This is a genomic window from Paracoccus gahaiensis (genome assembly GCF_005048225.1).
Classification (GTDB): domain Bacteria; phylum Pseudomonadota; class Alphaproteobacteria; order Rhodobacterales; family Rhodobacteraceae; genus Paracoccus; species Paracoccus gahaiensis.
This window is the reverse complement of sequence record NZ_SUNI01000004.1, coordinates 32,367-57,704: the sequence shown is the minus strand read 5'-3', so window position 1 is coordinate 57,704 and position 25,338 is coordinate 32,367. Positions and strand designations below refer to the sequence as shown.

General features: G+C 71.3%; 24 protein-coding genes and 1 riboswitch. Of the genes, 17 read left to right on the top strand and 7 right to left on the bottom strand.

Annotation, left to right across the window (positions count from 1 at the left end):
- The first annotated feature begins 107 nt into the window (after nucleotides 1-107).
- On the top strand, nucleotides 108-1,712 hold the full coding sequence (locus FA743_RS06535; protein WP_136885076.1) for an alpha-glucosidase: 1,605 nt from the start codon (nucleotides 108-110) through the stop codon (nucleotides 1,710-1,712).
- A 25-nt stretch (nucleotides 1,713-1,737) separates the two neighbouring features.
- Here the strand turns inward: FA743_RS06535 and FA743_RS06530 are convergent, their stop codons facing one another.
- Together FA743_RS06530 and FA743_RS06525 are read right to left on the bottom strand one after the other, a co-directional pair.
- Nucleotides 1,738-1,923 carry a hypothetical protein gene (locus FA743_RS06530; protein WP_136885075.1) on the bottom strand — a complete coding sequence of 62 codons (186 nt, stop codon included), beginning with the start codon at nucleotides 1,921-1,923 and terminating at the stop codon, nucleotides 1,738-1,740.
- Between the two features lie 35 nt (nucleotides 1,924-1,958).
- Nucleotides 1,959-2,912, bottom strand: a complete 954-nt coding sequence (locus FA743_RS06525; protein ID WP_136885074.1) for a LysR family transcriptional regulator — start codon at nucleotides 2,910-2,912, stop codon at nucleotides 1,959-1,961.
- A gap of 125 nt (nucleotides 2,913-3,037) precedes the next feature.
- On the opposite strand from FA743_RS06525, the gene FA743_RS06520 reads away from it, so the two are divergent.
- Complete coding sequence (locus FA743_RS06520) at nucleotides 3,038-3,970, top strand: ring-cleaving dioxygenase (RefSeq protein ID WP_136885073.1); 933 nt, start codon at nucleotides 3,038-3,040, stop codon at nucleotides 3,968-3,970.
- Nucleotides 3,971-4,236: 266 nt separating this feature from the next.
- Here FA743_RS06520 and FA743_RS06515 read toward each other — a convergent pair whose 3' ends face one another.
- Complete coding sequence (locus tag FA743_RS06515; protein WP_136885072.1) at nucleotides 4,237-5,739, bottom strand: VOC family protein; 1,503 nt, start codon at nucleotides 5,737-5,739, stop codon at nucleotides 4,237-4,239.
- Nucleotides 5,740-5,894: 155 nt separating this feature from the next.
- Here FA743_RS06515 and FA743_RS06510 point away from each other — a divergent pair, with 155 nt between their 5' ends.
- From FA743_RS06510 to aroQ, 4 genes are all read left to right on the top strand, one after another.
- Complete coding sequence (locus tag FA743_RS06510) at nucleotides 5,895-6,827, top strand: pirin family protein (protein WP_136885071.1); 933 nt, start codon at nucleotides 5,895-5,897, stop codon at nucleotides 6,825-6,827.
- A 14-nt stretch (nucleotides 6,828-6,841) separates the two neighbouring features.
- Entirely contained in the window at nucleotides 6,842-7,399 is a 558-nt protein-coding gene (locus FA743_RS06505; protein WP_136885070.1) for a DUF924 family protein, read from the top strand.
- 66 nt (nucleotides 7,400-7,465) lie between these two features.
- A complete protein-coding gene (locus FA743_RS06500; protein WP_169308793.1) occupies nucleotides 7,466-8,944 on the top strand; it encodes an asparaginase domain-containing protein in 1,479 nt (492 codons plus the stop codon).
- A gap of 51 nt (nucleotides 8,945-8,995) precedes the next feature.
- Nucleotides 8,996-9,424 carry a type II 3-dehydroquinate dehydratase gene (gene aroQ / locus FA743_RS06495; protein ID WP_136885068.1) on the top strand — a complete coding sequence of 143 codons (429 nt, stop codon included), beginning with the start codon at nucleotides 8,996-8,998 and terminating at the stop codon, nucleotides 9,422-9,424.
- A gap of 290 nt (nucleotides 9,425-9,714) precedes the next feature.
- Here the strand turns inward: aroQ and FA743_RS06490 are convergent, their stop codons facing one another.
- The 3 genes from FA743_RS06490 to cobO all read right to left on the bottom strand — a co-directional run bounded on the left by FA743_RS06490 (nucleotide 9,715) and on the right by cobO (nucleotide 12,700).
- Nucleotides 9,715-11,181, bottom strand: a complete 1,467-nt coding sequence (locus FA743_RS06490; protein WP_136885067.1) for an alpha,alpha-trehalose-phosphate synthase (UDP-forming) — start codon at nucleotides 11,179-11,181, stop codon at nucleotides 9,715-9,717.
- Between the two features lie 9 nt (nucleotides 11,182-11,190).
- Entirely contained in the window at nucleotides 11,191-11,922 is a 732-nt protein-coding gene (gene otsB, locus FA743_RS06485) for a trehalose-phosphatase (RefSeq protein WP_169308792.1), read from the bottom strand.
- 100 nt (nucleotides 11,923-12,022) lie between these two features.
- On the bottom strand, nucleotides 12,023-12,700 hold the full coding sequence (gene cobO / locus FA743_RS06480) for a cob(I)yrinic acid a,c-diamide adenosyltransferase (RefSeq protein ID WP_136885065.1): 678 nt from the start codon (nucleotides 12,698-12,700) through the stop codon (nucleotides 12,023-12,025).
- A 41-nt stretch (nucleotides 12,701-12,741) separates the two neighbouring features.
- A riboswitch (cobalamin riboswitch) is annotated at nucleotides 12,742-12,954 on the top strand.
- 103 nt (nucleotides 12,955-13,057) lie between these two features.
- On the opposite strand from cobO, the gene FA743_RS06475 reads away from it, so the two are divergent.
- From FA743_RS06475 to cobJ, 7 genes are read left to right on the top strand one after another with little or no spacing between them, the layout of a single operon-like run.
- Nucleotides 13,058-13,411 (top strand): DUF1636 family protein, encoded by a 354-nt coding sequence (locus tag FA743_RS06475; protein WP_136885064.1) that lies wholly within the window; start codon nucleotides 13,058-13,060, stop codon nucleotides 13,409-13,411.
- 5 nt (nucleotides 13,412-13,416) lie between these two features.
- Nucleotides 13,417-14,475, top strand: coding sequence for a cobalamin biosynthesis protein CobW (cobW, locus tag FA743_RS06470; RefSeq protein WP_136885063.1), 1,059 nt, complete (start codon nucleotides 13,417-13,419; stop codon nucleotides 14,473-14,475).
- 13 nt (nucleotides 14,476-14,488) lie between these two features.
- Nucleotides 14,489-17,722 carry a cobaltochelatase subunit CobN gene (gene cobN, locus FA743_RS06465; protein ID WP_136885270.1) on the top strand — a complete coding sequence of 1,078 codons (3,234 nt, stop codon included), beginning with the start codon at nucleotides 14,489-14,491 and terminating at the stop codon, nucleotides 17,720-17,722.
- Nucleotides 17,719-18,825 carry a precorrin-3B synthase gene (cobG, locus tag FA743_RS06460; protein ID WP_136885062.1) on the top strand — a complete coding sequence of 369 codons (1,107 nt, stop codon included), beginning with the start codon at nucleotides 17,719-17,721 and terminating at the stop codon, nucleotides 18,823-18,825. The genes cobN and cobG overlap by 4 nt, the downstream gene beginning before the upstream one ends.
- Nucleotides 18,825-19,454, top strand: a complete 630-nt coding sequence (locus tag FA743_RS06455) for a precorrin-8X methylmutase (protein ID WP_136885061.1) — start codon at nucleotides 18,825-18,827, stop codon at nucleotides 19,452-19,454. Before cobG ends, FA743_RS06455 begins: the two co-directional genes overlap by 1 nt.
- Before the next feature lie 5 nt (nucleotides 19,455-19,459).
- Entirely contained in the window at nucleotides 19,460-20,203 is a 744-nt protein-coding gene (locus FA743_RS06450; RefSeq protein WP_136885060.1) for a precorrin-2 C(20)-methyltransferase, read from the top strand.
- A complete protein-coding gene (cobJ, locus tag FA743_RS06445; RefSeq protein WP_136885059.1) occupies nucleotides 20,200-20,934 on the top strand; it encodes a precorrin-3B C(17)-methyltransferase in 735 nt (244 codons plus the stop codon). Before FA743_RS06450 ends, cobJ begins: the two co-directional genes overlap by 4 nt.
- Here the strand turns inward: cobJ and FA743_RS06440 are convergent.
- Complete coding sequence (locus tag FA743_RS06440) at nucleotides 20,904-21,653, bottom strand: cobalt-precorrin-6A reductase (protein ID WP_136885058.1); 750 nt, start codon at nucleotides 21,651-21,653, stop codon at nucleotides 20,904-20,906. The two genes, cobJ and FA743_RS06440, sit on opposite strands and share 31 nt — an antisense overlap.
- On the opposite strand from FA743_RS06440, the gene cbiE reads away from it, so the two are divergent.
- Genes cbiE through FA743_RS06420 form a run of 4 tightly spaced genes read left to right on the top strand, consistent with a single transcriptional unit; the run spans nucleotide 21,652 to nucleotide 25,305 of the window.
- The gene (cbiE, locus tag FA743_RS06435; RefSeq protein ID WP_136885057.1) at nucleotides 21,652-22,839 is read left to right on the top strand and encodes a precorrin-6y C5,15-methyltransferase (decarboxylating) subunit CbiE; all 1,188 of its coding nucleotides are present in this window, start codon (nucleotides 21,652-21,654) and stop codon (nucleotides 22,837-22,839) included. The two genes, FA743_RS06440 and cbiE, sit on opposite strands and share 2 nt — an antisense overlap.
- The gene (locus tag FA743_RS06430; RefSeq protein WP_136885056.1) at nucleotides 22,836-23,186 is read left to right on the top strand and encodes a cobalamin biosynthesis protein; all 351 of its coding nucleotides are present in this window, start codon (nucleotides 22,836-22,838) and stop codon (nucleotides 23,184-23,186) included. The genes cbiE and FA743_RS06430 overlap by 4 nt, the downstream gene beginning before the upstream one ends.
- Nucleotides 23,183-23,956 carry a precorrin-4 C(11)-methyltransferase gene (cobM, locus tag FA743_RS06425; protein ID WP_136885055.1) on the top strand — a complete coding sequence of 258 codons (774 nt, stop codon included), beginning with the start codon at nucleotides 23,183-23,185 and terminating at the stop codon, nucleotides 23,954-23,956. The genes FA743_RS06430 and cobM overlap by 4 nt, the downstream gene beginning before the upstream one ends.
- Entirely contained in the window at nucleotides 23,953-25,305 is a 1,353-nt protein-coding gene (locus FA743_RS06420; protein WP_246054859.1) for a cobyrinic acid a,c-diamide synthase CobB, read from the top strand. The genes cobM and FA743_RS06420 overlap by 4 nt, the downstream gene beginning before the upstream one ends.
- Nucleotides 25,306-25,338 lie beyond the last annotated feature (33 nt).

Here is a 25,338-nt window from a genome sequence, read left to right as displayed (position 1 = left end):
GGTGACCGCCGGGGGCAATCCGCTGCCTGCCGCCGATCCGACCTTTTTCGTCCCGGCCAACTGGGGCACATTGCGCGCGACATCGGATGATCCAAGGAGATGGCGGAATGGCGGAATGGTGGCGGGATGCGGTGATCTATCAGATCTATCCGCGCAGCTTTCAGGACAGCGACGGCGACGGGATCGGCGACCTGCCGGGCATCACACGGCGGCTGGACCATGTGGCGGCGCTTGGCGTGGATGCGATCTGGCTGTCGCCGATCTTCACCTCGCCGCAGAAGGACATGGGCTATGATGTCGCCGACTATACCGACATCGACCCGCTGTTCGGCACCTTGGCCGATTTCGACGCGATGGTGGCCCGCGCGCACCAGCTGGGGCTGAAGGTCATCATCGACCAGGTCATCAGCCATTCCAGCGACCGCCATCCGTGGTTCGCGGAAAGCCGCGCCGACCGCACGAACCCGCGCGCCGACTGGTATGTCTGGGCCGACCCCAAGCCCGACGGCACGCCGCCCAACAACTGGCCCTCGGTCTTCGGCGGCCCGGCTTGGGAATGGGAACCGCGCCGGCGGCAGTATTTCCTGCACAACTTCCTGGCCGAGCAGCCCGACCTGAACATGTGGAACCCGGCGGTGCAGGACGCGCTGCTGGACACGATGCGCTTCTGGCTGGATCGCGGCGTCGACGGCTTCCGGCTGGACACGGTGAACTACTACTTCCACGACGACCGGCTGCGCGACAACCCGCCCAACCCCGATTACGACGGCCCCGAGACCTTCCCCCGCCAGCGCCACATCCATTCCAAGAACCGCCCCGAGAACATCGCCTTCCTCAAGCGGATGCGGGCGCTGACCGACGACTACGACGCCCGCATGATGGTCGGAGAGATCGGAGAGCTGGGCCAGCCCGCCATCGACCTGATGGCCGAATACACCGCCGGGGACGATCTGCTGCACATGTGCTACAGCTTCGGCCTGCTCAGCGAGGATTTCACCGCCACGCATTTCCGCCACACGATCCAGGGGGTGCATGACCACGCGCCCGACAGCCATGCCTGCTGGTCCTTCTCGAACCACGACGTGGTGCGCCATGTCAGCCGATGGGCGGATCATGCCACCGATCCCGACGCGCTGGCCCGGCAGTCGGCGGCGATGCTTTTGTCCTTCCCCGGCACCATCTGCCTCTATCAGGGCGAGGAGCTGGGCCAGACCGAGACCACGCTCGAGTATCACGAGCTGACCGATCCGCCCGCCCTGCGCTTCTGGCCCGAGGTCCGCGGCCGCGACGGCTGCCGCACGCCGATGGTCTGGGACGCGACCGAACCCCATGCCGGGTTCTCGGACAGCGTCCCGTGGCTGCCGGTCAAGGACGAGCAGTCCCTGCGCGCCGTGGCCCATCAGCAGGGCCGCAACGACAGCGTGCTGGCGGCCTATCGTGCGACGCTGGCCTTCCGCAGGAACCAGCCGGAACTGCGGTGGGGACAGACCCGGTTCCTCGACCTGCCCGAGCCGCTCCTGGCCTTCCGCCGCAGCCAGGACGGCCGGTCGCTGACCGCCGTCTTCAACCTCTCGCCCGAGCCGCTGCAGATGCAGGTCACCGGCGAGACGGCCCTGACCGGCCCCTCGCAGGCCACGCTGGACGGCGACCGCCTGTCCCTGCCCGCCAACGGCTTCGCCTGGCTGACCGGCGCGCCCGACCTGGCGGCCTGAGACCTCCGGGGCGGCGGCCGGGGCCTCAGGGCTCCGGCCGCCGCCAGACGAACAGGGCCAGCCCCAGATAGATGCCGGCCCCCCCGAACAGGACCGCCCAGAGCGGATTGCCGGTCCAGACCTCGACCCCGGCCCAGATCAGCGGCATCACCACGCACAGCACCCGCACCCAGAGCGGTCTGAAGAACGGCGTATTCGGATCGAGCAACATCCTGTCTCCTCCGGGCCTCGGCCCTGCATTGGTCCTCAAATATCCCGGGGGGTCCGGGGGGCTGGCCCCCCGGCCGTCGCGGGACGCAACAGCCCCGCCTGCCACGGAGGCGCCTCGGCAAAGGCCCCCGCCATGTGATCGATCAGCGCCCGCGTCTTGCGCGGCATCGGGCGGATCGGCGGCCAGACCATGCTGATCGGCAGGGGCTCCTGCGGCAGGTCGGGCAGCACCCGTACCAGCCGCCCGTCGCGCAGCGCATCATGCACGATGAACAGCGGCAGCAGCGCCAGCCCCAGCCCGCCCAGGGCCATGTCGCGCATCGCCTCGCCATTGTTGGCGGTGATCCGACCCGGGCGCGGCGCGCCCGTCTCGGCGCCGAAGGGCCAGATCTCGGCCAGGCGCGCGTTCAGATAGCCGATGACCTCGTGCCGGGCCAGATCCGAGGGCTGGCGGATCCCGCCCTGCCGCGCCAGGTAGTCGGGGCTGGCCACCAGCGCACGGGGATCCTCGCAGAGGCGCCGCGCCATCAGGCTGCTGTCCTTCAGGTGCCCGATGCGCAGGCCCAGATCGAACCCCGCCCGCGCCAGATCGGTATGCCGGTCGTCGTAATCCAGCACGATCTCCAGCCCGGGATGGGCGCGGGCGAAATCCGCGATCACCGGGCCGAGATGGCGGATGCCGAAGCTCATCGGCGCGGCGATGGCCAGGCGACCGCGCAGCGCGGTCTGCGGCGATGCCGCGCTTTCGGTCGCGGCCACCAGCTCGGCCAAGGCGGGGCGCAGGCGGTCGGCCAGCGACAGGGCGCTGTCGGTCGGCGCGATCCGCCCCGCATGGCGCGTGAACAGCGCCACGCCAAGCACCGTCTCGAAATCGCTGATGCGCTTGCTGACCACCGACTTGGACAGATCCGCCCGCGCCGCCGCGCCCGAGATGCTGCCCGCATCCAGGACCGCCAGAAAGGTCTCGATATCGCTGATCGTTCCTGCCATCGCCGCCAGCATATCGCCCCGAGGGCTGTTCGCAAGAACCGAACGCGGGGTTGCCGCCCACGCGGGTGCCGCGAACGCCCCGCCCGCGCCATATTGGGACCAAGCCCCGATGAAAGGACCCTGCCATGCAGCTGACCGGACTTCACCACCTGACCGCCATCACCGCCGATGCGCCGGGCAACAACCGCTTCTACACCCAGACCCTGGGCCTGCGCCGGGTCAAGAAGACGGTGAACCAGGACGACACCTCGGCCTATCACCTGTTCTTCGCCGACGGGGCGGGCAGCCCCGGCACCGACATCACCTTCTTCGACTGGCCCACCGCCCCCGAGCGGCGCGGCACCAACGCGATCACCCGCACCGGCCTGCGCGTGTCCGAGGAAAGCCTCGACTATTGGGCCGACCGCCTGAACGGATTGGCGGGGCCGATCACCACCCTGGACGGGCGCGCCAGTCTGGATGTCGAGGACCCCGAGGGCCAGCGCCTGCGCCTGATCGCCGCCCCCGCCCCCGCGGGCCATCCCTGGGAGGGCAGCGATATCCCGGCGGACCACCAGATCCGCGGGCTGGGGCCGATCACCATCTCGGTCCCCGATCTGGCTCCGACCGAGGCCCTGCTGACCCAGGTCATGAACATGCGCCGGGTCCGCGACTATGCCAGCCCCGACGGGCAGGGCCAGGTCCATGTCTTCGAGATGGGCGAGGGCGGGGCCGCAGCCGAGCTGCATGTCGCCGTCCAGCCCGGCCTGCCGCAGGCGCGCCAAGGCGCGGGCGGGGTCCATCACGTCGCCTTCCGCGTGCCCGACACCGCCGCCCTGACCGCCTGGACCGACCGCGTCGCGCAGTTCCGCGTGCCCTCCTCGGGCGAGGTCGAGCGGTTCTATTTCCGCTCGCTCTACTTCCGCGAGCCGGGGGGCAACCTGTTCGAGCTGGCGACCGACGGCCCGGGCTTCGACGTGGACGAGCCGCGCGAGACGATGGGCGAGGGCCTGTCCCTGCCGCCCTTCCTGGAAGGCCGCCGCGCCCAGATCGAGGCCGGGCTGAAGCCCCTCGTCTGAGCGACGGGCAGCGGTTCCAAGGGGGGCCATCGCGCGACAGGACGTGATGGCCCCCCGTCCATGACGCGCCCGGCGGGGCGCATGCCGAAAGGCCGCCAAGGGCAACCCCGGCGGCCTTTCCTGATCCTGTTGCCTTGATATCACAGGCCAAAGCACATCCCCGCCTCACCGAAGCGTGGGGGAACCGTCGCATCCTCTCCGGGTTTGCCTCGAGTAACCAGTCCCACGGTATGCCCCGCCCCCGGTTTTCCGGAGGCGGGGTTCCGTCATGCCGCCAGCCAATCCCGGGCCAGCTTCGGATCGTCCGGGGACAGCTGGTGCCCGGCGGGCATCACGCGGGCGTCCAGATCGGCGCCCGAGGCCGCCAGCCAGTCGTTCAGCGCCGGCGCGTGGGCGCCATAGGGATCCTGCGCCCCCTGCAGGGTCAGCACCCGCACCTCCGACAGGTCGGCCTTGGGCACCGGATCCAGCACCAGCATCGGTCGCATCAGGATCGCCTGCGCGATCAGCCCCGGATGCAGCGCCATCACCGCCGCCGCGAAATTCGCGCCGTTGGAATAGCCCAGCACCGTCAGCCGGGCGGGATCCAGGTCATAGGCCGCCAGTGCCCCCGTCCAGAAGGCGGCGAAGGCCGCGGCCTCGGACCGGATGTCGTCCTGATCGAAGCGGGTCATCGACAGGCGGCGGAAGAACCGGGCTGATCCCTCTTCGGTCGACCGGCCCCGCAGGCCCAGCAGCGTCGCGCGCGGCGCGATGCCGTGGGCCAGCGGCATCAGGTCCGTCTCGGACCCGCCGGTGCCGTGCAGCAGCAGCAGGGTCGATCCGTCGGCATCCGCCGGAGCATGGATGCGGTGGATGAAGGGCAGGTCGCGCATGGGTCGTCTCTCCTCTCCCGGTCGGGCGAATTGCGGCAGGTGCAGCCGAAGGTCGGTGTCGTCGGTCACATGGGGCGGAATCTTCAGGACCCGGCCCAGGGCATCGGCGGCCTCGTCCGCGGCCATGCCGGGACCGTCGGTCGTCAGTTCGATCAGGATGCCCGCCGGCTCGCGGACATAGAGCGAGGTGAAGTACAGCCGGTCGTGGACGGTCACCTCGGTCACGTCCGACAACCCGGCGGCATGGGCGGCGATCGCCGCCACGTCCCGGACGCGCAGGGCGACATGGTCGATCACCCCGGTGCCGGGGATGCCGGGCACAAAGCCCCGCGCGGGACGGATGTCCAGCACGTCGCGGTCCGAGACCAGCCGGGTCACCCCCGCCTCGACCCCGCCCGGGCGATAGCCAAAGCGTGCCAGAAACGCCGCCGTCGCAGGCGCGTCCTCGGACCACAGCGTGACGCCCTGCATCCGCGCGGGGGCGGCGGGCCAGCCCGCGTCGGGCGCCTCGGTGCCGACCAGCTTGACGATGATCCCGTCGGGATCCTTCAGCCGCAGCACCGGGGCGCCGAACTCGCGGCCCGGCCCCTCGACCGGCACGCCCTGCTGCAGGGCGCGGGTCAGCCAGTCGCCGATCCGGGCGCGCGGGATGGCCAGCGCGATCTCGGCCACCTGGCCGTGGCCGGTGCGGCCCGGGGCGCCGTCCTGCCAGACGAGGAAGCTGACCAGCGATCCGGGGCGGCCCTGCGGATCGCCATAGAACAGGTGCAGCTGGCGGGCATCCTCGAACCCCGCCGTCTGCTTGACCAGCGACAGTCCCAGAAAGCCCATCCAGAAATCGACATTGGCCTGCACGTCGCGCGTGATGGCCGTCACGTGATGAAGTCCGGTCATGGCGACCTCCTTTCCCGCGCCAAGATGCGCGCGGCCCGCCCGGGGCGCCACGGCCCCGCGCGCCAACCCGGCGTTCGCCGCAGCCGAACGCCACAACCCTTGCCGCGTCGCGACTTCGGGCCCACCCTTCTGACCAGACACAAGGAGGACCCCCCATGAGCTGGAACCCTGCCCTGACCCCCGGATGCCCCGACCAGATCGGTGCCGAGGCGATTGAGACCCTGATCATCCCCCGCGCCCGCGACCTGGGCGGCTTCGAGGTGCGCCGCGCCCTGCCCGCGCCCAAGCGCCAGATGGTGGGGCCCTTCATCTTCTTCGACCAGATGGGCCCGGCGGAATTCCTGACCGACCAAGGCATCGACGTGCGCCCCCACCCCCATATCGGCCTTGGGACCGTCACCTATCTGTATCGCGGCAGCTTCCAGCACCGCGACAGCACCGGCGCGGACCAGATCATCACGCCGGGCGCGCTGAACTGGATGGTGGCCGGGCGCGGCGTGACCCATTCCGAACGCAGTCCGGACGCCGTGCGCGCCGGACCCAGCAGCCTCCTGGGCATCCAGACCTGGATCGCCCTGCCGGAAACGCATGAGGAGATCGCCCCCAGCTTCGAACACCACGCCGCCACCGCCCTGCCCGAGATCCGCGACCGGGGCATCCATGCCCGCCTGATCCTGGGCCATACCTATGGCGAGGTGGCGCCCGCCCGGATGCATTCCGACACCTTCTATCTGGATGTCACGCTGGAGCCCCGCGCCCGGTTTCCCCTGCCCACCGATCACGAGGATCGGGGGATCTACATCACCGAAGGCAGCATCAGCGTCGCCGGTCAGGATTTCCAGGCAGGGCAGATGATGGTGTTCCGCCCCGGCGACGCGATCACCGTGGCGGCGGGCGACCAGGGCGCGCGGCTGATGGCGCTTGGCGGGGCGACGCTGAACGGGCCGCGCCACATCTGGTGGAATTTCGTGGCCTCCTCGCGCGAGCGGATCGAGCAGGCGAAACAGGACTGGCGCGAGGCACGTTGGGGGAGGGGTCGCTTCGACCTGCCCGCAGGCGATCGCGACGAGTTCATCCCCCTTCCCTGACCGGAGAGACCGACATGACCAAGACCCCCGACCTCAAGACCCCCGGCGACGTGCTGGACTTCTGGTTCTCGGACGAGATGCAGCCGCATTGGTTCGCCAAGTCCGACACCGTCGACAAGGACATCGCCGCCCGCTTCTCGGACACCTACGAAGAGGCCCATGCCGGGCGCCTGGACCATTGGATGGAGGACAAGGACAGCGCGCTGGCGCTGGTGATCGTGCTGGACCAGTTCCCGCGCAACATCCATCGCGGCGGCCCGCGCAGCTTCGAAAGCAACGATCTGGCGCTGCGCCACGCCCGCACGGCGCTGGACAAGGGCTATGACGCGGATCAGCCCGCCGACCGGCGGCAGTTCCTGTACCTGCCCTTCATGCACAGCGAGGATCTGGCCGATCAGGAGCGTTCGGTCACGCTCTACGAGGCTTTGGGCAATGACAGCTCGCTGCATTTCGCGCGCGAGCATCGCGACATCGTCGCCCGCTTCGGCCGCTTCCCGCACAGGAACGCGATCCTCGACCGCGACAGCACCGCCGAGGAGGCCGAGTTCCTCAAGACCCATTCGGGCTTCTGACGCGCGGCTTGGGACTGGATGACGCCCCCCGCCCCGGCCTATAGCGGGGCAAAAGGGGGCGCCGTCATGCGGATCTGCATCATCAATACCGGGGGCACCATCACCTGCACCGGCAGCCCGCTGGCGCCGATGCCCCCGGCCCGCTTCGCGCAGGCGGTGACCGACCTGCTGGGGCCGGCTCTGGCGGCGGCGCTGCCGGGCGACAGCTTGCATCTGGATGACGGGTTGCGGTTTTCCGAACATGGCCCCGGGGTGCTGGACAGCACCGACCTGCGCCCCTCGGACTGGTGCCGGATGGCGGGGCGGGTGCTGGACCTCTACGACGACCACGACGCCTTCGTGATCCTGCACGGCACCGACACGATGGATTACAGCGGCGCCGCGCTGTCCCTGCTGCTGAATGTCACGGGCAGGTTGGGCCTGCCCGTGGCCACCCTGTCCAAGCCGGTGATCCTGACCGGCGCGCAGCTGCCCCTGTTCCTGCAGACGCCGCAGGGTCTGGCGCTGAATCTCGGCAGCGACGGGCTGGCCAACCTGACCGGCGCGCTGCGCGCGGCGCGGCTGCGCCTGCCCGAGGTGGTGGTCTTCTTCGGGGGTGTGCTGCTGCGGGGCAACCGGGCGCTGAAGGTCTCGACCACCCGCTTCGCCGCCTTCGACAGCCCGCACCTGCCGCCCTTGGCTGAAGTGGGCATCACGATCCGTCCCGGCGCGGCCCCTGCCCTGCCCGGCCCCGCCTCGGGGGCGCATGCGCTGGATGCAACCCCGGCCCGGGCGCGGGTGCGGGCGCAGTTGGCGGCGATTGCCGCGCGCATCGACGACCAGCGCATCGTCCAGATCCCCGCCGTGCCCGCCGATCATCGCGCCGCCGACCCGCTTCTGGCGCAGATGATCCGCGCGGCGCTGGCGGCGGGCGCGACCGGCCTGCTGCTGGAGGGCTTCGGCGAGGGCAACATCCCCGCAGGCGATGGTGCGATCGAGGCGGCGCTGCGCAAGGCCCCGGTGCCGGTGGTCATCGCCAGCCGCGCGATCGGCGGGCAGGTCGGCGCGTTCCACTATGCCGCCGGGGCGTGGATCGCGGCGACGGGGGCGCTGCCTGCGGGCGACATGACGCCGGTCGCGGCGCTGGCCAAGCTGATGATCCTGAACGCGGTGGCGGATCATCACGGATGGGACCGCGCCACCCGCGACGCGCTGATGATCCGCAGCCTGGCGGGCGAATGCACCCCCACCGACCGCTTGCAGGGACCGCTGCTGCCGGGGCAGTCGCTGACCGCAGCGGATGGGCCCGTGGCGCTGGTGAATGACCCCGAGACGGGGCCGTGTTTGACGCTGCATGGCCGCGTCCTGTGGCAGGCGCCCGGGCCGGGCCTGCTGCGGATGCGCGGCGACCGGCTGGTGCTGATCGCGCCCGACGGCCATCTGGCCTGGGCCAGCGCCGCCAGCCCCGCCCCCGATGCGGTGGCGATCCTGACCGCCCATCCGCCCGCCCTGCACCTGGTCGATCCGGCGGGCGAGGCGGTGCCCGTCACCCTCCTGCCCTGCTGACAGCCGCGCGCCCATGCGCTAGCAAGGGCCGTCCAACCGGGGAACCCTGTGATGCCGCTGATCCATGTCCTGAACGGTCCCAACCTGAACCTGCTGGGCAAGCGCCAGCCCGACATCTACGGGTCCGAGACGCTGGCCGATCTGGAGGCGCTGTGCCGCGCCGCCGCCGCGCCCCATGACATCCGCTTCCTGCAATCGAACTGGGAGGGCCAGATCGTCGACTGGATCCACGAGGCCCGGGACGAGGCGGCGGCCATCGTCATCAACCCCGCTGCGCTGACGCATACCTCGGTCGCGGTGCTGGATGCGCTGAACGCCTTCGACGGTCCGGTGATCGAGGTCCATATCAGCCAGGTCCACAAGCGCGAGGCGTTCCGGCACCATTCCTATGTCTCGATGCGGGCGGATGGGGTGATCGCGGGGCTGGGCCTGCAGGGCTATGTCGCGGCGTTGCGCCATGTCGCGACGCTGATCGGCTGACCCCTCGCCCTGACACGAAAAGACCGCCGGATCTGACCGCAGGGAGGAGGGTGCGGCAGATCCGGCGGCTTTCCGGAAGGTCCGTGGCCGGACCGGAGGAGGACGCCACGAAGCATGGGCTTCACTCCTTCATCATGCGCCATGCCCCCCGCCCTGTCATCGGGCGATGCCGCGCTGCGGCACCCGCGCCCGCATCTGCCGATGCCGCAGGCGCAAAAAACGGGTCATTGCTCAAGGAGTGGGCACCCCGATCACGCATTCCGCGGCCGGGGTGATTCGCGGGCTCCGGCTCAGCTGCCCAAGGCCTCCAGATAGGTCCGCGACCACCACGCCACGTCATGGGTCACGACCCCCTCCAGCAGGGCCGCATGCCGGTCCTGCCGTTCCAAGCGCGACATGCGCATGGCCTGGGCCATGGCGACGGCCAGATCATGGGGGTCGTGGGGATTGATGATTAGCGCCTCGGTCATCGTCTCGGCCGCGCCCGCAAAGCGCGACAGGATCAGCACCCCGGGATCGTCGGCATTCTGGGCCGCCACATATTCCTTGGCCACTAGGTTCATGCCGTCCGCCAGCGGCGTGACCAGCCCGATCCGCGCCTGCCGGTAGAGGCCTGCCAGCTCGTTGCGCGGAAAGGGCCGGTGGATGAAGCGGATGGGCGTCCAGTTCAGCGTGGCGAACTGACCGTTGATGCGCCCGGCCAGATGCTCGGTCTCCTCGCGGATGTCCTGATAGGCGTCGACCTCGCCGCGCGTGGGCGGCGCGATCTGCAGGAACGAGATCTTCTCGTGCAGATCCGGGATCTTCTCCAGCAGCAGCTGATAGGCGCGGAAGCGCTGCGGGATGCCCTTGGAGTAATCCAGCCGGTCCACGCCGATCATCATCTGCGCGCGGGTCAGGCTGCGCATCCGGTCGCTGTCGGGCGCCTCCGCCGCCTCGGCCATGAAGGCGGCGGTGTCGATGCCGATGGGAAAGACCTGCGTGCGCACCTGCCGGCCCGACAGCTGGAATTCCTGCTCGGACACCTGGTCGCCATCGGCCAGCTGCCGGGCGCTTTCGGCGAAGGCGCCCAGATCGCGCTCGGTCTGGAAGCCCAGCAGGTCGTAATGGGACAGCCAGTCGAACAGCTCGGCCGGGTTGGGCAGCGCGCCACAATCGGCGGGGCCGGGAAAGGGAATGTGCAGGAAATGCCCGATCGGCGCGGTGACGCCCAGGGCGCGCAACTCCTTGGCCAGCGGGAACAGGTGGTAATCCTGCACCCAGATCCGGTCACCGGGCCGCAGATGCGGCATCAGCATCCGCGCGATCCGGGCGTTCACCCGGGCATAGCCGTCCAGATATTCCGGCTTGATCCGCATCAGGTTGGGCCGGCCATGACACAGCGGCCAGAGGATCGAGTTGGAATAGCCCAGATAGTATTCCTCGTGATCCTGCGGGGTCAGATCGAAGGACAGCCGCTGGAAGGCCGCGCCGGGATGATCCTCCAGATCGTCCGAAGGGTCTTCCTCGGTCTGGCCCGAGAAGCCGACCCAGACCCCGCCCGAGCTGCGCAGCGCGTCCTCCAGCGCCACGACCAGCCCGCCCGAGGGGCTGTCGCCCAGAGGCAGGCGGTTCGACACGACGATCAGGCGCGACGCGGACGGATCCGGGGCCCCTGTCCCCGAGGGGTCCTGGTCCCGCTGATCCTCTGCGCTGACGGGATCCCCGGACGGGGAGTGCGGGGAGGGATCGGACAGGGACAGCGGCGGACGGGACATGGGGTCTCCTCAGGTCAGGGAAGCATCGAGCCAGGCGGCCAATGCGGACGGGTCGGCCAGACGATAGCGTGCGGCGGTCGCCCCGTCGCCCACCTTGATGGCGAAACCGCCGCGCGACTGCGCCTCGGCCATCGCGGGCTCGTCGGTGGTGTCGTCGCCGGCAAAGACCGGGATCCGCCCCGCATAGGGCGGCAGGGTCATCAGATGGGCCAGCGCGCTGTCCTTGCCGACCCCGCCCGGGCGCAGCTCCATCGCCATCTTGGCGGGCTGCAGCATCAGATGCGGGTGACGGGCGGCCATGTCCTGGATGGTCTGTTCGACGAAGCCCTGCAAGGACGGATCGTCGCGGTAATGCAGCGCGACCCCATGGGGCTTTTCCTCGACCAGGATCGCGGGATGGGGGGCGGCCAGGGCATGCGCCTCGGCATGAAGGGCGGCGGCATCGACGCCTACGCTGTGCAGCGTGTCGATCCGGCCCGGTGCGGGCGACAGCTCGGACCCGTGGCTGCCCGCGATCATGCCTGAAAACCCGCCCAGATGCCCGCGCAGATCAGCCACGTCGCGACCCGAGATCAGCGCCAGCGCGCCGCCCTGCCGGTCCTGCAGCGCCGCCAGCCGGTCGCGCAGGGCCTGTGTCACGACGACAGCATCGGGGCGCGGCGCGATCTCGACCAGGCAGCCGTCGAAATCCAGGAACAGCGCGGCGTCAGTGGGCAGCAGGGGGGGCGGGGGCAGGGTCATGTCGGGCAAGGCTCCGGAGTAATGGCTGAACATAAACCCGGCAGCCGCCCTGCGGGTTCACGGCAATGTGCGTTATTTCTGCGCAGCGTCTGCGCGGGGGTCAGAACTCGACCCCGGGTTGCGCCTTGATGCCCGCCCGGAAGGGGTGCTTGACCTGCGTCATCTCGGTCACCAGATCGGCGGCCTCGACCAGCGCCTCGGGCGCGCCGCGCCCGGTCAGCACGACATGGGTCATGGGCGGCTTTTCCGCCTCGAGAAAGGCCAGCACCTCGGCCACGTCCAGATAGCCGTAGCGGAAGGCGATGTTGATCTCGTCCAGCAGCACCATGCGGATGGCGGGATCGCGGATCATCTGCTGCGCCTTGGCCCAGCCCGCCTGCGCCATGGCGATGTCGCGGGCCTTGTCCTGGGTTTCCCAGGTAAAGCCCTCGCCCATCGCGTGAAACTGGCAGACGTCGGCGAAATGCGTGGTCAGCAGCGTGCGCTCGCCGGTGTCCCACGCGCCCTTGATGAACTGCACCACGCCCGAGGGCATCCCATGCGCGATGCAGCGCATGATCATGCCGAAGCCCGAGGAGGACTTGCCCTTGCCCGGCCCGGTATGGACGATGATCAGCCCCTTCTCGCCGGTCTTGGTTTCCATCATCCGGTCGCGGGCGGCCTTCTTCTTGGCCATCTTCTGGGCGTGGCGGGCCAGGTCCTCGGAGGTCTGCGGGGGGGCCTCGGGCGTGGTCTGCGCGACGGTGTCGGGGGTGGCGGAGGGGTCGGGCTGGGTCATGGAACGGCCTCTGGACGGTTGACAAATCGGGGGCGCGGGGCTTTTGGTGGGCGCGTGTTGGTTCCTGTCTTATGGCAGGCGAAGAGGGAATGCGACAGGCCGGGATCCCCCGTCCAAGCGCAGCCGCCCCCGCGACCGTGACCGGAAAGGTCGCCCGATCCACTGGCCCCCCGGGGCCGGGAAGGTGGGACGACCGTTGGGGCCTGGCCCCAGGATCCGCAAGCCGGGAGACCTGCCAGCACGCAGTGATGACGGGCGAACGGGGTGTTTCGCGACCGGCAGGGCGATGGCCGGATGACCCGTGCCGCCCCCTTTCGGCCACCCCCCGTTCCGCCCCGTGACCGAAGGAAAGCCGCGATGCGCGCCGTCTTGCATGTCTGCACCACCTGCCGCGGGACCGATGCGGTCCCCGACGCCGAAGGCCCGCGCCCCGGCGCTACCCTGCTGGCGGCCCTCTCCGACGCGGCCCCCGAGGGGGTCGAGATCCGCGCCGTCGAATGCCTGTCGGCCTGTTCGCAGGGCTGCTCGGTGGCCCTGTCGGGCAAAGGCAAATGGTCCTATGTCTATGGCCGCCTGATGCCCGAGGACGCTGCCGAGATCCTGTCGGGCGCCCGTGCCTATGCTGCGACCGCCGATGGCATCGTGCCGTGGCGCGAACGCCCCGCCATCTTCCGCAAGCAGAGCCTTGCGCGCATCCCCCCACAGGAGTGACCCTGATGATCGATCTTCCCAAAGGCGACCTGACCAAGACCCCGGTGACCGTGATCACCGGCTTTCTGGGCTCGGGCAAGACCACGCTGATCCGCCACCTGATGCAGAACCCGCAGGGGCTGCGGCTGGCCGTGCTGGTCAACGAATTCGGCACGATGGGGGTCGATGGCGACATCCTGAAGGGCTGCGCCGACGACACCTGCCCGGCCGAGAACATCATGGAGCTGTCGAACGGCTGCATCTGCTGCACGGTGGCCGACGACTTCATCCCTACGCTGGAGCGCCTGATGGCGCTGCCGCAAAAGCCCGACCATATCCTGATCGAGACTTCGGGTCTGGCGCTGCCCAAGCCCCTGCTGAAGGCCTTCGACTGGCCCGCGATCCGCTCGCGCATCACGGTCGACGGCGTGATCGCGCTGGCCGATGCCGAGGCCGTGGCGGCGGGCCGCTTTGCCCCCGACGTGGCGGCGGTCGATGCGCAGCGCGCCGCCGATGACAGCCTGGACCACGAGACGCCGCTGTCCGAGGTCTTCGAGGACCAGATCAGCTGCGCCGACGTGATCCTGCTGACCAAGGCCGATCTGGCCGGCGAGGCGGGCATCGCCGCCGCCCGCGCCGTGATCGAGGCCGAACTGCCCCGCAAGCTGCCCATCCTGACGGTGACCGAGGGGCAGATCGACGCCCGCCTGATCTTGGGGCTGGGGGCCGCCGCCGAGGACGACATCGCCGCCCGCCCCAGCCACCATGACGGCGCCGACGATCACGAGCACGAGGATTTCGACACCGTCGTGATTGACCTGCCCGAGATCACCGACCCCGCCGATCTGGCCGCCCGCATCGCCCGTCTGGCCTCCGAGCAGAACATCCTGCGCGTCAAGGGCCATGTGGCCGTGACGGGCAAGCCCATGCGCCTCTTGGTGCAGGCCGTGGGCGCGCGGGTGCGGCATCAATACGACCGGCCCTGGGGGGATCAGCCCCGCGCCTCTCGCCTTGTGGTCATCGCGGAACATGACGACGTGAACCCGGAGGCGATCCGCGCCGTGCTTGAGGGCGTACCCGCATGACCGGTCCCGCCTGATGCATGTCGTCTTCCGCGAAAAGGTCGGTCTGGATCAGACCGACACCCCCTATGATCCCGGGCAGACGCCCGGCGATCTGGTCGTGCTGTCCTTCTCGGACAGCGACCTGGGGGCCTTCGCGGCGGGCTGGAAACGGGCGGCGGGCGGCTTGCCGTCCTTGCGTCTGTGCAATCTGGTGGCCCTGCGCCATCCGGTCTCGGTCGATACCTATGTCGAACAGACCCTGTCGGGCGCCCGGGGCATCCTGATCCGGCTGATCGGGGGCGAGGCCTATTGGCCTTACGGCCTGGCCTCGGTCGCCGATCTGGCGCGCAGGCGCGGCATCGCGCTGGCCGTGCTGCCCGCCGACGGGCGCGACGATGCGCGGCTGGAGGCGGCCTCGACCGTGCCTGCATCCGTGCTGCGCGTCCTGCGGCGGCATTGCGATCAGGGCGGCGCGGTGGCCGCACAGGCGGCGCTGGCGCAGATGGCGATCGCCTCGGGGCTGGAGGCGGCGCCCGTGCCCGGCATCAAGACACTGTCGCAGATGGGGTTCTACGACCCGGATGAGGGCGTGATCGCCGAGCCGGGATCGTGCGACGCGCTGGTCACCTTCTATCGCAGTTGGCTGGCCGCCGCCGACACCGCCGCCATCGACGCGCTGATCCATGCCCTGCGGGCGCGCGGCTTTGCGGCCATCGGGGCCTTCGCACCCTCGCTGAAGGCGCCGGGGCTGGCGGATTGGCTGGCCGAGGGGCTGCCGGGCGGGCCGGGGCTGGTCGTCAATGCGACCGGGTTTTCGGGCGGCAGCGCCGAGGGGTATTTGGGCAAAGAAGAAATGGCAGGGGTCGCGCCCTTCGGCGGCTGGTCCTGTCCGGTCTTTCAGGTGGCCCTCTCCACCAATCGTCGGCGCGAATGGGCGGTGGCGGAACGCGGGCTGTCGCCCTCGGATCTGGCGATGAACGTGGTCCTGCCCGAGGTGGATGGCCGCGTCTTTGCCGGCGTCGTCAGCTTCAAGTCGCCCGGGCGGCGCGATCCCGACTTGCAATTCTCGCGTTTCGCGCACCGGCCCGACCCGGCGCTGATCGCGGCGGCGGTGGAGCGCATCGGAGCCTGGGCGCGGCTGGCCCGGACCGCCGCGCCGGACCGCCGAGTGGCGCTGGTCCTGTCCACCTATCCCGGGCGCGACTGGCAGCTGGCCCATGCGGTGGGCCTCGATGCCCCCGCCTCGGCCGAGGCGGTGGCGGCGATGCTGGCGGAGGCCGGATATGGGGTGGCGCCGGGGCCGTCGATGCCCGACAGCAGCGTCGCCTGGCCGCTGGCGGAGTATTGCGCGGCACTGGCCCGGTTGCCGCAGGCGCTGCAGGACGATCTGCATGCCGCATGGGGCCCGCCCGAGACCGACCCCGATTGCCGCGACGGGGCCCTCCACCTGCGCGTCACACGGCGCGGCAAGCTGTGGCTGGCCCTGCAGCCCGAGCGCAGCCATCGCGACGGGCGCGAGGACAGCTATCACGACCTGACCCGCACTCCGCGCCACGCCTATGTCGCCTTCTACCTGTGGCTGGCGCAGCAGGACCCGCATGCGCTGATCCATATGGGCGCGCATGGCACGCTGGAATGGCTGCCGGGCAAGGCGGTGGCGCTGTCGGGCGACTGCTGGCCCGTCGCGTTGACGGGTGCGCTGCCGGTGATCTATCCCTTCATCGTCAACGATCCGGGCGAGGCCGCGCAGGCCAAGCGCCGCATCGGGGCGGTGACGCTCGGCCACATGCCGCCCCCCATGCGGGCAGCCGCCCTGCCCCCCGGCATGGCGGGGCTGGAGCGGTCTTTGGATGAATATTCCACCGCCGACGGCATGGACCCGGCCCGCCGCGACCGCCTGATTGTCACCATCCGCGACGAGGCGCGCGCGCTTGGGGTCGAGGCCGATCTGGGCATCCCCCCCGACGCCAGCGCCGCCGAGGCGATCACCCGCATCGACCGCTTCGTCTGCGACATCAAGGAAAGCCAGTATGGCGAGGGTCTGCATGTCTGGGGTCAGGGCGCCTGCGGGGCGCAGGAACGCGCGGGCCTGATGGCGGCGCTGGAGGGGCGGTTCGTGGCGCCGGGGCCCTCGGGTTCGCCCAACCGGGGGCGCTCGGACGTGATGCCCACCGGGCGCAACCTCTTCAGCGTCGATCCGCGCGCCGTCCCCACACCCTCGGCCCACGCGCAGGGCGTCAAGCTGGCCGAGGAGCTGCTGCGCCGCCATCTGCAGGATCACGGCGACTGGCCGCAGGGGCTGGTCGTCGATCTGTGGGGCAGCGCCACCATGCGCACGGCGGGCGAGGAATTCGCCATGGCCCTGCATCTGGCCGGGCTGAAGCCCGTGTGGGACGAGGGCTCGGGCCGCGTCTCGGGGGTCGAGGTGGTGCCGCTGGCGCTGCTGGACCGGCCGCGCATCGACGTGACGCTGCGGGTCTCGGGCCTCTTTCGCGACGTGTTTCCGGTGCTGGCGCAGCTGTTCCAGACCGGCGCGGCGACGCTGGCCGAGCGCGACGAGGCGCCCGACATGAATCCCTATGCGGCAGGCGCGCGGGTCTTTGGCCCCCAACCCGGCCAGTATGGGCTGGGCATGGGCACCGCGCCCGACCAGTTCACCGAGGCTGCACGGCTGGCTGCGGGCGAGGCGTGGATCGCGGCCTCCAGCTGGGCCATCGGCACGGACGGTGTCAGCCGCGAGGATCGCGCGACGCTGGAGCGCCGCATGAGTCGCGCCGACAGCTTCGTCCATGCCCAGGATCTGCCGGAAAGCGATCTGCTGCTGGCCGCCGATTATGCCGCCCACGAGGCGGGCTTTGCCGCCGCCATGGCGCGGATCGGGGCACAGGCCCCCGCCCTCTATCATCTGGACGCGACCCAGCCCGACCGCCCCCGCGCCCGAACCCTGACCGAGGAGATCGCCCGCACCGTCCGCGCCCGCGCCGCCGATCCGGCCTGGGCGGATGCGATGACCGCGCATGGCTACCGGGGCGCGGCCGAGATCGCCGCCACGCTGGATCACCTGGCGGCCTTCGCCCATCTGGCCGGCGCCGTGCCGCCGCATCTGTTCGACCTCTATCATGACGCCACGCTCGGCCGCCCCGAGATCGAGGCCTTCATGGCCGAGGCCAACCCGCAGGCGCTGGAGGCGATGCGCGACCTCTTCCGCCGCCTGGCCGAGGCCGGGCTGTGGGTGACGCGGCGCAATTCCATCGCGGCGACGCTATGAGCAGGGTCAAGGGCTGGTGTCCCGGTGCCCTGCAACCGATGGAATCGGGCGATGGCTGGGTGGTGCGCATCCGCCCTCCCGGCGGGCGTCTGGATGCGGCGCAGGCCGCAGCCATCGCGGATGCGGCCGAGGCGCAGGGCAACGGGGTGATCGAGCTGACCGGCCGCGCCAACCTGCAGCTGCGCGGGGTGACCCCCGCCTCCCATGCGCCGCTGATTGCCGCCCTGCGCGCGCAGGGGCTGATCGACGCGGATGCGGCGACCGAGGCGCGGCGCAACATCATGGTCACGCCCTTTGCCGATGCCGAAACCGACGCGCTGGCCGCAGCGCTGGCCGAGGCTCTGGCGGCCAGCAGCCTGACCCTGCCGTCGAAATTCGGCTTTGCCGTCGATCCCGGACCGGCCCCGGTCCTGACCCGCGATCCTGCCGATATCCGCATCGAGCGCGGTCCGGACGGCCTCATGCTGCGCGCCGAGGGGATGACGCGCGCCGCGCCGCTGACGGACATCACTGAGGCGCTGGACTTGGCCCGCTGGTTTCTGGATCAGGGCGGGGCACCCATGGGTCGGGGCCGCATGGCGGCGCTGATCGCCCGGGGCGCGCTGCCCCCGGGGGCCATCCTCCCCGCGCCGGCGCCCGCCAGGCAGACAGAACCGGGCGCGACCCCTTGGGGGATGCTGGTGGCGCTGGAATTCGGGCAGATCCCGCCAGACACGCTGCGCCGTCTGGCCCGCCTCGGCCCGCTGCGCCTGACGCCGTGGCGGATGGTGCTGGTGACCGGTACCCGCAGCCTGCCCGCCCTGCCGGGGCTGATCCTCGACCCCCGCGATCCCGCCTTGCGGCTGCGCGCCTGCCCCGGCGCGCCCGCCTGCCCGCAGGGCCATGCCGCCACCCGGCCCTTGGCCCGCAGTCTGGCGACGCTGGTGCCCGAGGGCGCGGTGCTGCATGTCTCGGGCTGCGCCAAGGGCTGCGGCTGGCCGCGCGCGGCCGATCTGACGCTGACCGCGACGCCGGCGGGGTTCGACCTGATCCGCCATGGCCGCGCCTCCGATCCCGCAGCCCTGCGCGGGCTGCACCCAACTCAATTGCCGAAGGTTCTCTGATGCCCCATACCTACGAAAAGGACGGCGCCGCGATCTATCGCCAGTCCTTCGCCATGATCCGGGCCGAGGCCGATCTGGCCCGCTTTGACGCCGACGAGGAGCCCGTCGTGGTGCGCATGATCCATGCGGCGGGGCTGGTGGGGCTGGAACGCGACGTGGCCTTCACCCCCGGCATGGCGACCGCCGCCCGCGCGGCGCTGGCCGAGGGCGCGCCGATTCTCTGCGATGCGCGCATGGTCAGCGAGGGGATCACCAAGCCCCGCCTGCCCGCCGGCAATCCGGTCATCTGCACCCTGAACGATCCCCGCGTGCCGGACATGGCGCGGGACATGGGCAACACCCGCAGCGCCACCGCATTGGAGCTGTGGCGTCCGCATCTGGCCGGCGCCGTGGTGGCCATCGGCAATGCGCCGACCGCGCTGTTCCATCTGCTGAACATGCTGGAGGATCCCGCCTGCCCCCGCCCCGCCGCGATCATCGGCTGCCCGGTGGGCTTCGTAGGGGCTGCCGAATCCAAGGACGCGCTGATGGCGGCGCCGCCCTGCCCGTCGGTCATCGTGCGCGGGCGGCTTGGCGGATCGGCCATCACCGTGGCGGCGATCAATGCGCTTGCCAGCCGGAAGGAATGAGGGCGATGGGCCAGATCATCTGCGCGGGGCTGGGGCCGGGCGATCCCGACCTGATCTCGGTCCGGGCCGACCGGGCGATCCGGGGGGCGCGGCACGTGGCCTATTTCCGCAAGCCCGGGCGGCAAGGGCAGGCGCGCCGCATCGTCGAGGGCATGCTGGCCCCGGACGCGGTCGAATACCCGATGGAATACCCCGTCACGACCGAGATCCCCTTCGACAGCCTGGCCTATAACGACCTGCTCTCGGCCTTCTACGATGACTGGGCGGACCGGCTGGCCGCGCTGTCCGTGGAGGGCGACGTGGTTGTGCTGTGCGAGGGGGATCCGTTCCTCTACGGCTCGTTCATGCATCTGCATGTGCGGCTGCAGGGCCGCGCCGAGGTGCAGGTGATCCCCGGCATTCCCGGCATGGTCGGCTGCTGGAACGCGTCAGGCCAGCCGATGACCTGGGGCGACGACGTGCTGACCGTGCTGATGGGCACCCTGCCCGAGGCCGATCTGGCGCGCCACATGGCGGGCAGCGACGCGCTGGTCATCATGAAGACCGGGCGCCACCTGCCCCGCGTGCGCCGCGCGCTGGCGGCGGCGGGTCGGCTGGAGGATGCGCTGCTGGTCGAGCGCGGCACCATGCCCGGCCAGCGCATCGCCCGGCTGGCCGAGGTCACCGCCGAGGACTGCCCCTATTTTGCCATCGTGCTGGTCCATGGCCGGGGCCGCCGCCCCGTGGCCCTGCCGAAGGTCGCGGAATGACCGGCTGGATCACCGTCGCAGGCCTTGGCCCGGGGGCCGAGGCGCTGGTCACCCCCGAGGTCACCGCCGCGCTGAATCAGGCGACCGATATCGTGGGCTATATCCCCTATGTGGCGCGGGTCGCGGCGCGCGAGGGGTTGGTCCTGCATCCCTCGGACAACCGGGTGGAGCTGGACCGTGCGCGGCTGGCCTTGCGCATGGCGGCCGAGGGACGGCGGGTGGTGATCGTGTCCTCGGGCGATCCGGGGGTGTTCGCGATGGCCTCGGCCCTGTTCGAGGCGGTGGAGGCCGAGGGTTCGGATCCCGACATCCGCATCCTGCCCGGCATCACCGCCATGCTGGCCGCCGCCGCGCGGGCGGGCGCGCCTCTGGGCCATGATTTCTGCGCCATCAACCTGTCGGACAATCTCAAGCCCTTCGCGCTGATCGAGCATCGCCTGCGCCATGCCGCCCGGGGCGATTTCGCGATGGCCTTCTACAATCCCCGCTCGGCCAGCCGGCCCGAGGGGTTCTCACGGGTGCTGGAGGTTCTGCGCGAGGAATGCGGCCCCGAGCGGCTGATCATCTTCGCCCGCGCCGTCAGCACCCCCGACGAGGCCCTGCGCACCGTCACGCTGGCCGAGGCCCGCCCCGAGATGGCCGACATGCGCACCGTCGTGATCGTGGGCAACGCCGCCACGCGGCGGGTGGGCCGGTGGGTCTATGCGCCCCGCAGCGCCGGGGCCGTCTGATGCAGCCAGTCCAGCGCCTGTTCGGGAGTGGCGACCGAGATGCGATCGGGCAGCGCGGGGCGGTCGATCATCACGACACGCACCCCCAGATCGCGCGCCGCCTGCAACTTGCCACTGGCCCCCGCGCCGCCGCTGTTCTTGGCGACCAGATGGGTGATGCGATGCGCCTGCATCAGCGCCCGGTCGCCCTCGGCGGTGAACGGACCCCGGGCGATCACCACCTGCGCGCGCGGCAGGGGCAAGGCCTCGGGCGGATCGACCAGCCGCAGCAGCCAGTCATGCGGCAGGGGGGCGAAAGGCGCCAGCGTCTGCTTGCCGATGGCCAGGAAGACCCGCGCGGGGGTCACGGGCAGGGCCGCGACGGCGCCCCCGATGTCGGGGACCCGGGTCCACAGGTCATCCGGCCCCGCCTGCCATTCCGGGCGCTGCAAGGCCAGCAGGGGCACGCCCTGCGCGGTGCTGGCCGCCTGCGCGTTGTGGCTGATCTGCGCGGCAAAGGGATGGGTGGCGTCGATCAGATGGGTGATGCGTTCCCCCTGCAGGTATCGGGCCAGGCCCGCAGGCCCGCCAAACCCGCCGATCCGCAGCGGCAAGGGCTGCGCCACCGGCGCCGCTGTGCGCCCGGCATAGGAGAACACCGCATCGACCCCCGCCGCCGCCAGCAGCAGGGCCAGGCGGCTGGCCTCGGTCGTGCCGCCCAGCAGCAGGACGCGCGTCATGTCTGACCCCTGGTTGAGCATCATCGGCATGGGCGAGGATGGACCGTGGGGCCTGCCGGATGCAAGCCGCCGCGCGCTGGAAGAGGCGCAGGTCGTCTTCGGCGCCCCCCGGCATCTGGCGCTGGCCGATGTGGGCGCGCGGGGGCGGCCTTGGCCGGTGCCCTTCGATCTGGGCCCGCTGCTGGCGCTGCGGGGGCAACGGGTTGCGGCGCTGGTCTCGGGCGATCCGTTCTGGTGCGGGGCGGGGGGGGCGATCTCGGCCGTGCTGACGCATAGCGAATGGCGGGCCTTTCCGGCGCCGGGAGTGATCTCGCTGGCCGCGGCGCGGCTTGGCTGGCGGCTGGAGGACTGCGTGACGCTTGGCCTGCATGCGGCGCCCTTCGCGCGGTTGCGCCCGCATCTGGCGCGCGGCTGCCGGATCATCGCGACGCTGCGCGACGGCGATGCGCCCGCCGCACTGGCCGCTTGGCTGGAGGCGCAGGGTGCCGGCGCCGCCCGGCTGACGGTGCTGGAACGGTTGGGCGGTCCCTTGGAACGGGTCCGGCAGGCGCGGGCCGAGGGCTTTGCGATGACCTGTTCGGCGCCGGTGGCCGTCGCCATCGACGGGGCGGACCTGCCGCGCGGGGTCGGGCTGTCCGCCGCGCCGGGCCGCCCCGAGGACCTGTTCACCCATGACGGCCAGATCACCAAGTCGCCCATCCGTGCGATCACGCTGGCCGCGCTGGAGCCGCGTCGGGGCGCACTGCTGTGGGATATCGGCGGCGGGTCGGGCTCGGTTTCTGTCGAATGGGGGCTGGCCGGGGGGCGGGCCGTCACCCTCGAGCCGCGGGCCGACCGCATCGCGCAGATCACCGAGAATATCGACCGGTTCGGGCTGGCGGGGCGCATGACGGCGGTCCGTGGCGCCGCACCCGAGGCGCTGGAGGGCCTGCCCGACGCGGATGCGGTCTTCGTCGGCGGCGGTGCCTCGGCTCCGCTGATGGAACTGCTGTGGGACCGCCTGCGCCCCGGCGCACGGCTGGTCGCCAATGCCGTCACGCTAGAGACGGAATCGCTGCTGGCCCATCTGCAGGCCCGCCACGGCGGCCGCCTGCTGCGTCTGGACATCGCCGAGGCGCAGCCTTTGGGCCGGATGCGCGGCTGGACCGCCGCACGGCCCGTCACCCAATGGAGCGTGACGCGATGACGATCGCCCCCTTCCGCATCGCCGGTATCGGCTGCCGCCCCGGCACCGCGCAGGACCTGCTGGCCGCAGCCCTGCAGGCGGCGGGGGGCGCGCAGGCTCTGGCCACCATTCCCGAGCGTGCGCCCGAGGTCCGTCCGCTGGCCAGCGCCCTCGACCTGCCCCTGCATCTGGTCGCGGTCGCGGGCATCTCAACGCCCACGCAATCGCCGCGCATCCTGGCGCGCTTCGGCACCGGATCGGTGGCCGAGGCCGCCGCCCTCGCCGCATCCCGGACCCGAGGCGGGCGGCTGGTCCAGCCGCGCCGCGCCTTCGGCCCCGTCACCATCGCCATCGCAGAGGTTCCATGACCGTCCATTTCATCGGCGCCGGCCCCGGCGCGCCCGACCTGATCACCCTGCGCGGGCGCGACCTGATTGCGGCCTGCCCGGTCTGCCTCTATGCGGGCAGCCTGGTGCCGACAGCACTGCTGGACCATTGCCCGCCCGGCGCGCGGATCGTGAACACCGCCCCCCTCAGCCTGGACGCGATCATCGCGGAGATGGCCGACGCCCATGCGGCCGGCCAGGATGTGGCGCGGCTGCATTCGGGCGACCTGTCGGTCTGGTCCGCCATGGGCGAGCAGCTGCGCCGCCTGCGGGCCCGGGGCATCCCCTTCGACGTGACGCCCGGGGTGCCCGCCTTTGCCGCCGCGGCCGCCGCGCTGCAGGCCGAGCTGACCCTGCCCGGCCTCGCGCAATCGGTGGTGTTGACCCGCACGCCGGGCCGCGCCTCGACCATGCCCGAACATGAGACGCTGGAGCGGTTCGCCGCCACCGGCGCCACGCTGGCCATCCACCTGTCCATCCATGCGCTGGACCGGGTGGTCGCGGACCTGACCCCGCATTACGGCGCCGACTGCCCGGTGGCCGTGGTCTGGCGAGCCAGCTGGCCCGACCAGAGGGTCATCCGCACGACCCTGGCCCGCGCCCAGGGTGATGCGCAGGGCATCGACCGCACCGCGCTGATCCTGGTGGGCCCCGCGCTGGCCGCCGAGGGGTTCGAGGACAGCCGTCTCTATGCCGCCGATTACGACCGCCGCTATCGCCCGGTGGGCGCCGATCCGAGGTTTCCCGAATGACCCTGCCTCCTGTAATGCCCCCGATGACCCCGGGCCTGATGATCTCGGCTCCCGCCTCGGGGACGGGCAAGACCATGCTGATGCTGGGCCTGCTGACCGCGCTGCGCCGGCAGGGGCTGGCGGTGCAGCCCTTCAAGTCAGGGCCGGACTATATCGATCCGGGATTTCACGGCGCGGCCTCGGGGCGGGCCAGCTTCAACCTGGATGCCTGGGCGATGGCGCCGGGGCGGATCGCGGCGCATGTCCTGGGCCAGCCCGCGGCGGATCTGGTGCTGGCCGAGGGCTCGATGGGCCTTTTCGACGGGGTGGCCCTGCCCGGCGAGACGGGCATCGGCTCCAGCGCCGAGATCGCGCAGATGATGGGCTGGCCGGTGGTGCTGATCCTGGACGTCGGCGGGCAGGCGCAATCGGCGGCGGCCACGGCGCGGGGCTTTGCGACCCTGCGCCCGGACCTGCCCTTCGCGGGCGTGGTGCTGAACCGCATCGCCTCGCCCCGGCATGAGGCGCTGATCCGCGAGGGCATGGCCGAGGCCGGGCTGCGCGTGCTGGGCGCCCTGCCCCGGCAAGGCAACATCACCCTGCCCGAGCGCCATCTGGGTCTGGTCCAGGCCGAGGAAACCGAGGGCCTGCAAGCGATCCTGGATCAGGCCGGGGATTTCGTCGCGGCGCATTGCGATCTGGACGCGATCGTGGCGGCGGCCGCCTGCCGTGCCCTGCCCGCATCCGCGCCTCCGCTGCCCCTGACCCCGCCGGGCGGTCGGATCGCGCTGGCCCGGGACGCGGCGTTCAGCTTTGTCTATCCGCATGTGATCGAGGCCTGGCGGCGCGCGGGGGCCACGATCCTGCCCTTCTCGCCACTCGCCGACGAAGGGCCCGACGACAGCGCCGATTGCTGCTGGCTGCCGGGCGGATACCCGGAACTGCACGCCCCCCGGCTGGCGGCGGCAACGGGCTTTCGGGACGCCATGCAGCGCTTTGCCGACACACGCCCGGTCCATGGCGAATGTGGCGGCTACATGACGCTTGGCGCGGGTCTGGTGGATGCCCAGGGGGTGCGCCACCGGATGCTGGGTCTGCTGGGGCTGGAGACCAGCTATGAAAAGCGCCGGATGCATCTGGGATATCGGCGCGCCACGCCGCTGGCCGCCCTGCCGGGGCTGGGCGCGCAGCCGATGCGCGGGCATGAATTCCACTACGCCTCGATCCTGGCGCAGCCCGATGCGGCCCTGGCCCGGGTCACCGATGCCAATGGCGCCGAAGTGCCCGAGACCGGCAGCCACCGCGCCATGGCCGGCGGCGGGCAGGTCACCGGAACCTTCTTTCATCTGATCGCCCCGGCGACGGTCTGAGGGGCGGCAGCGGCTTGACGCAGGCCGCGACAT

What these genes read in the sequence shown, in the direction of transcription:
- FA743_RS06535 (WP_136885076.1), top strand. Translation starts at nt 108, where the DNA reads ATGGCGGAATGGTGGCGGGATGCGGTGATCTATCAGATCTATCCGCGC.
- FA743_RS06530 (WP_136885075.1), bottom strand. Translation starts at nt 1,923, where the DNA reads ATGTTGCTCGATCCGAATACGCCGTTCTTCAGACCGCTCTGGGTGCGG.
- FA743_RS06525 (WP_136885074.1), bottom strand. Translation starts at nt 2,912, where the DNA reads ATGGCAGGAACGATCAGCGATATCGAGACCTTTCTGGCGGTCCTGGAT.
- FA743_RS06520 (WP_136885073.1), top strand. Translation starts at nt 3,038, where the DNA reads ATGCAGCTGACCGGACTTCACCACCTGACCGCCATCACCGCCGATGCG.
- FA743_RS06515 (WP_136885072.1), bottom strand. Translation starts at nt 5,739, where the DNA reads ATGACCGGACTTCATCACGTGACGGCCATCACGCGCGACGTGCAGGCC.
- FA743_RS06510 (WP_136885071.1), top strand. Translation starts at nt 5,895, where the DNA reads ATGAGCTGGAACCCTGCCCTGACCCCCGGATGCCCCGACCAGATCGGT.
- FA743_RS06505 (WP_136885070.1), top strand. Translation starts at nt 6,842, where the DNA reads ATGACCAAGACCCCCGACCTCAAGACCCCCGGCGACGTGCTGGACTTC.
- FA743_RS06500 (WP_169308793.1), top strand. Translation starts at nt 7,466, where the DNA reads ATGCGGATCTGCATCATCAATACCGGGGGCACCATCACCTGCACCGGC.
- aroQ (WP_136885068.1), top strand. Translation starts at nt 8,996, where the DNA reads ATGCCGCTGATCCATGTCCTGAACGGTCCCAACCTGAACCTGCTGGGC.
- FA743_RS06490 (WP_136885067.1), bottom strand. Translation starts at nt 11,181, where the DNA reads ATGTCCCGTCCGCCGCTGTCCCTGTCCGATCCCTCCCCGCACTCCCCG.
- otsB (WP_169308792.1), bottom strand. Translation starts at nt 11,922, where the DNA reads ATGACCCTGCCCCCGCCCCCCCTGCTGCCCACTGACGCCGCGCTGTTC.
- cobO (WP_136885065.1), bottom strand. Translation starts at nt 12,700, where the DNA reads ATGACCCAGCCCGACCCCTCCGCCACCCCCGACACCGTCGCGCAGACC.
- FA743_RS06475 (WP_136885064.1), top strand. Translation starts at nt 13,058, where the DNA reads ATGCGCGCCGTCTTGCATGTCTGCACCACCTGCCGCGGGACCGATGCG.
- cobW (WP_136885063.1), top strand. Translation starts at nt 13,417, where the DNA reads ATGATCGATCTTCCCAAAGGCGACCTGACCAAGACCCCGGTGACCGTG.
- cobN (WP_136885270.1), top strand. Translation starts at nt 14,489, where the DNA reads ATGCATGTCGTCTTCCGCGAAAAGGTCGGTCTGGATCAGACCGACACC.
- cobG (WP_136885062.1), top strand. Translation starts at nt 17,719, where the DNA reads ATGAGCAGGGTCAAGGGCTGGTGTCCCGGTGCCCTGCAACCGATGGAA.
- FA743_RS06455 (WP_136885061.1), top strand. Translation starts at nt 18,825, where the DNA reads ATGCCCCATACCTACGAAAAGGACGGCGCCGCGATCTATCGCCAGTCC.
- FA743_RS06450 (WP_136885060.1), top strand. Translation starts at nt 19,460, where the DNA reads ATGGGCCAGATCATCTGCGCGGGGCTGGGGCCGGGCGATCCCGACCTG.
- cobJ (WP_136885059.1), top strand. Translation starts at nt 20,200, where the DNA reads ATGACCGGCTGGATCACCGTCGCAGGCCTTGGCCCGGGGGCCGAGGCG.
- cbiE (WP_136885057.1), top strand. Translation starts at nt 21,652, where the DNA reads ATGTCTGACCCCTGGTTGAGCATCATCGGCATGGGCGAGGATGGACCG.
- FA743_RS06440 (WP_136885058.1), bottom strand. Translation starts at nt 21,653, where the DNA reads ATGACGCGCGTCCTGCTGCTGGGCGGCACGACCGAGGCCAGCCGCCTG.
- FA743_RS06430 (WP_136885056.1), top strand. Translation starts at nt 22,836, where the DNA reads ATGACGATCGCCCCCTTCCGCATCGCCGGTATCGGCTGCCGCCCCGGC.
- cobM (WP_136885055.1), top strand. Translation starts at nt 23,183, where the DNA reads ATGACCGTCCATTTCATCGGCGCCGGCCCCGGCGCGCCCGACCTGATC.
- FA743_RS06420 (WP_246054859.1), top strand. Translation starts at nt 23,953, where the DNA reads ATGACCCTGCCTCCTGTAATGCCCCCGATGACCCCGGGCCTGATGATC.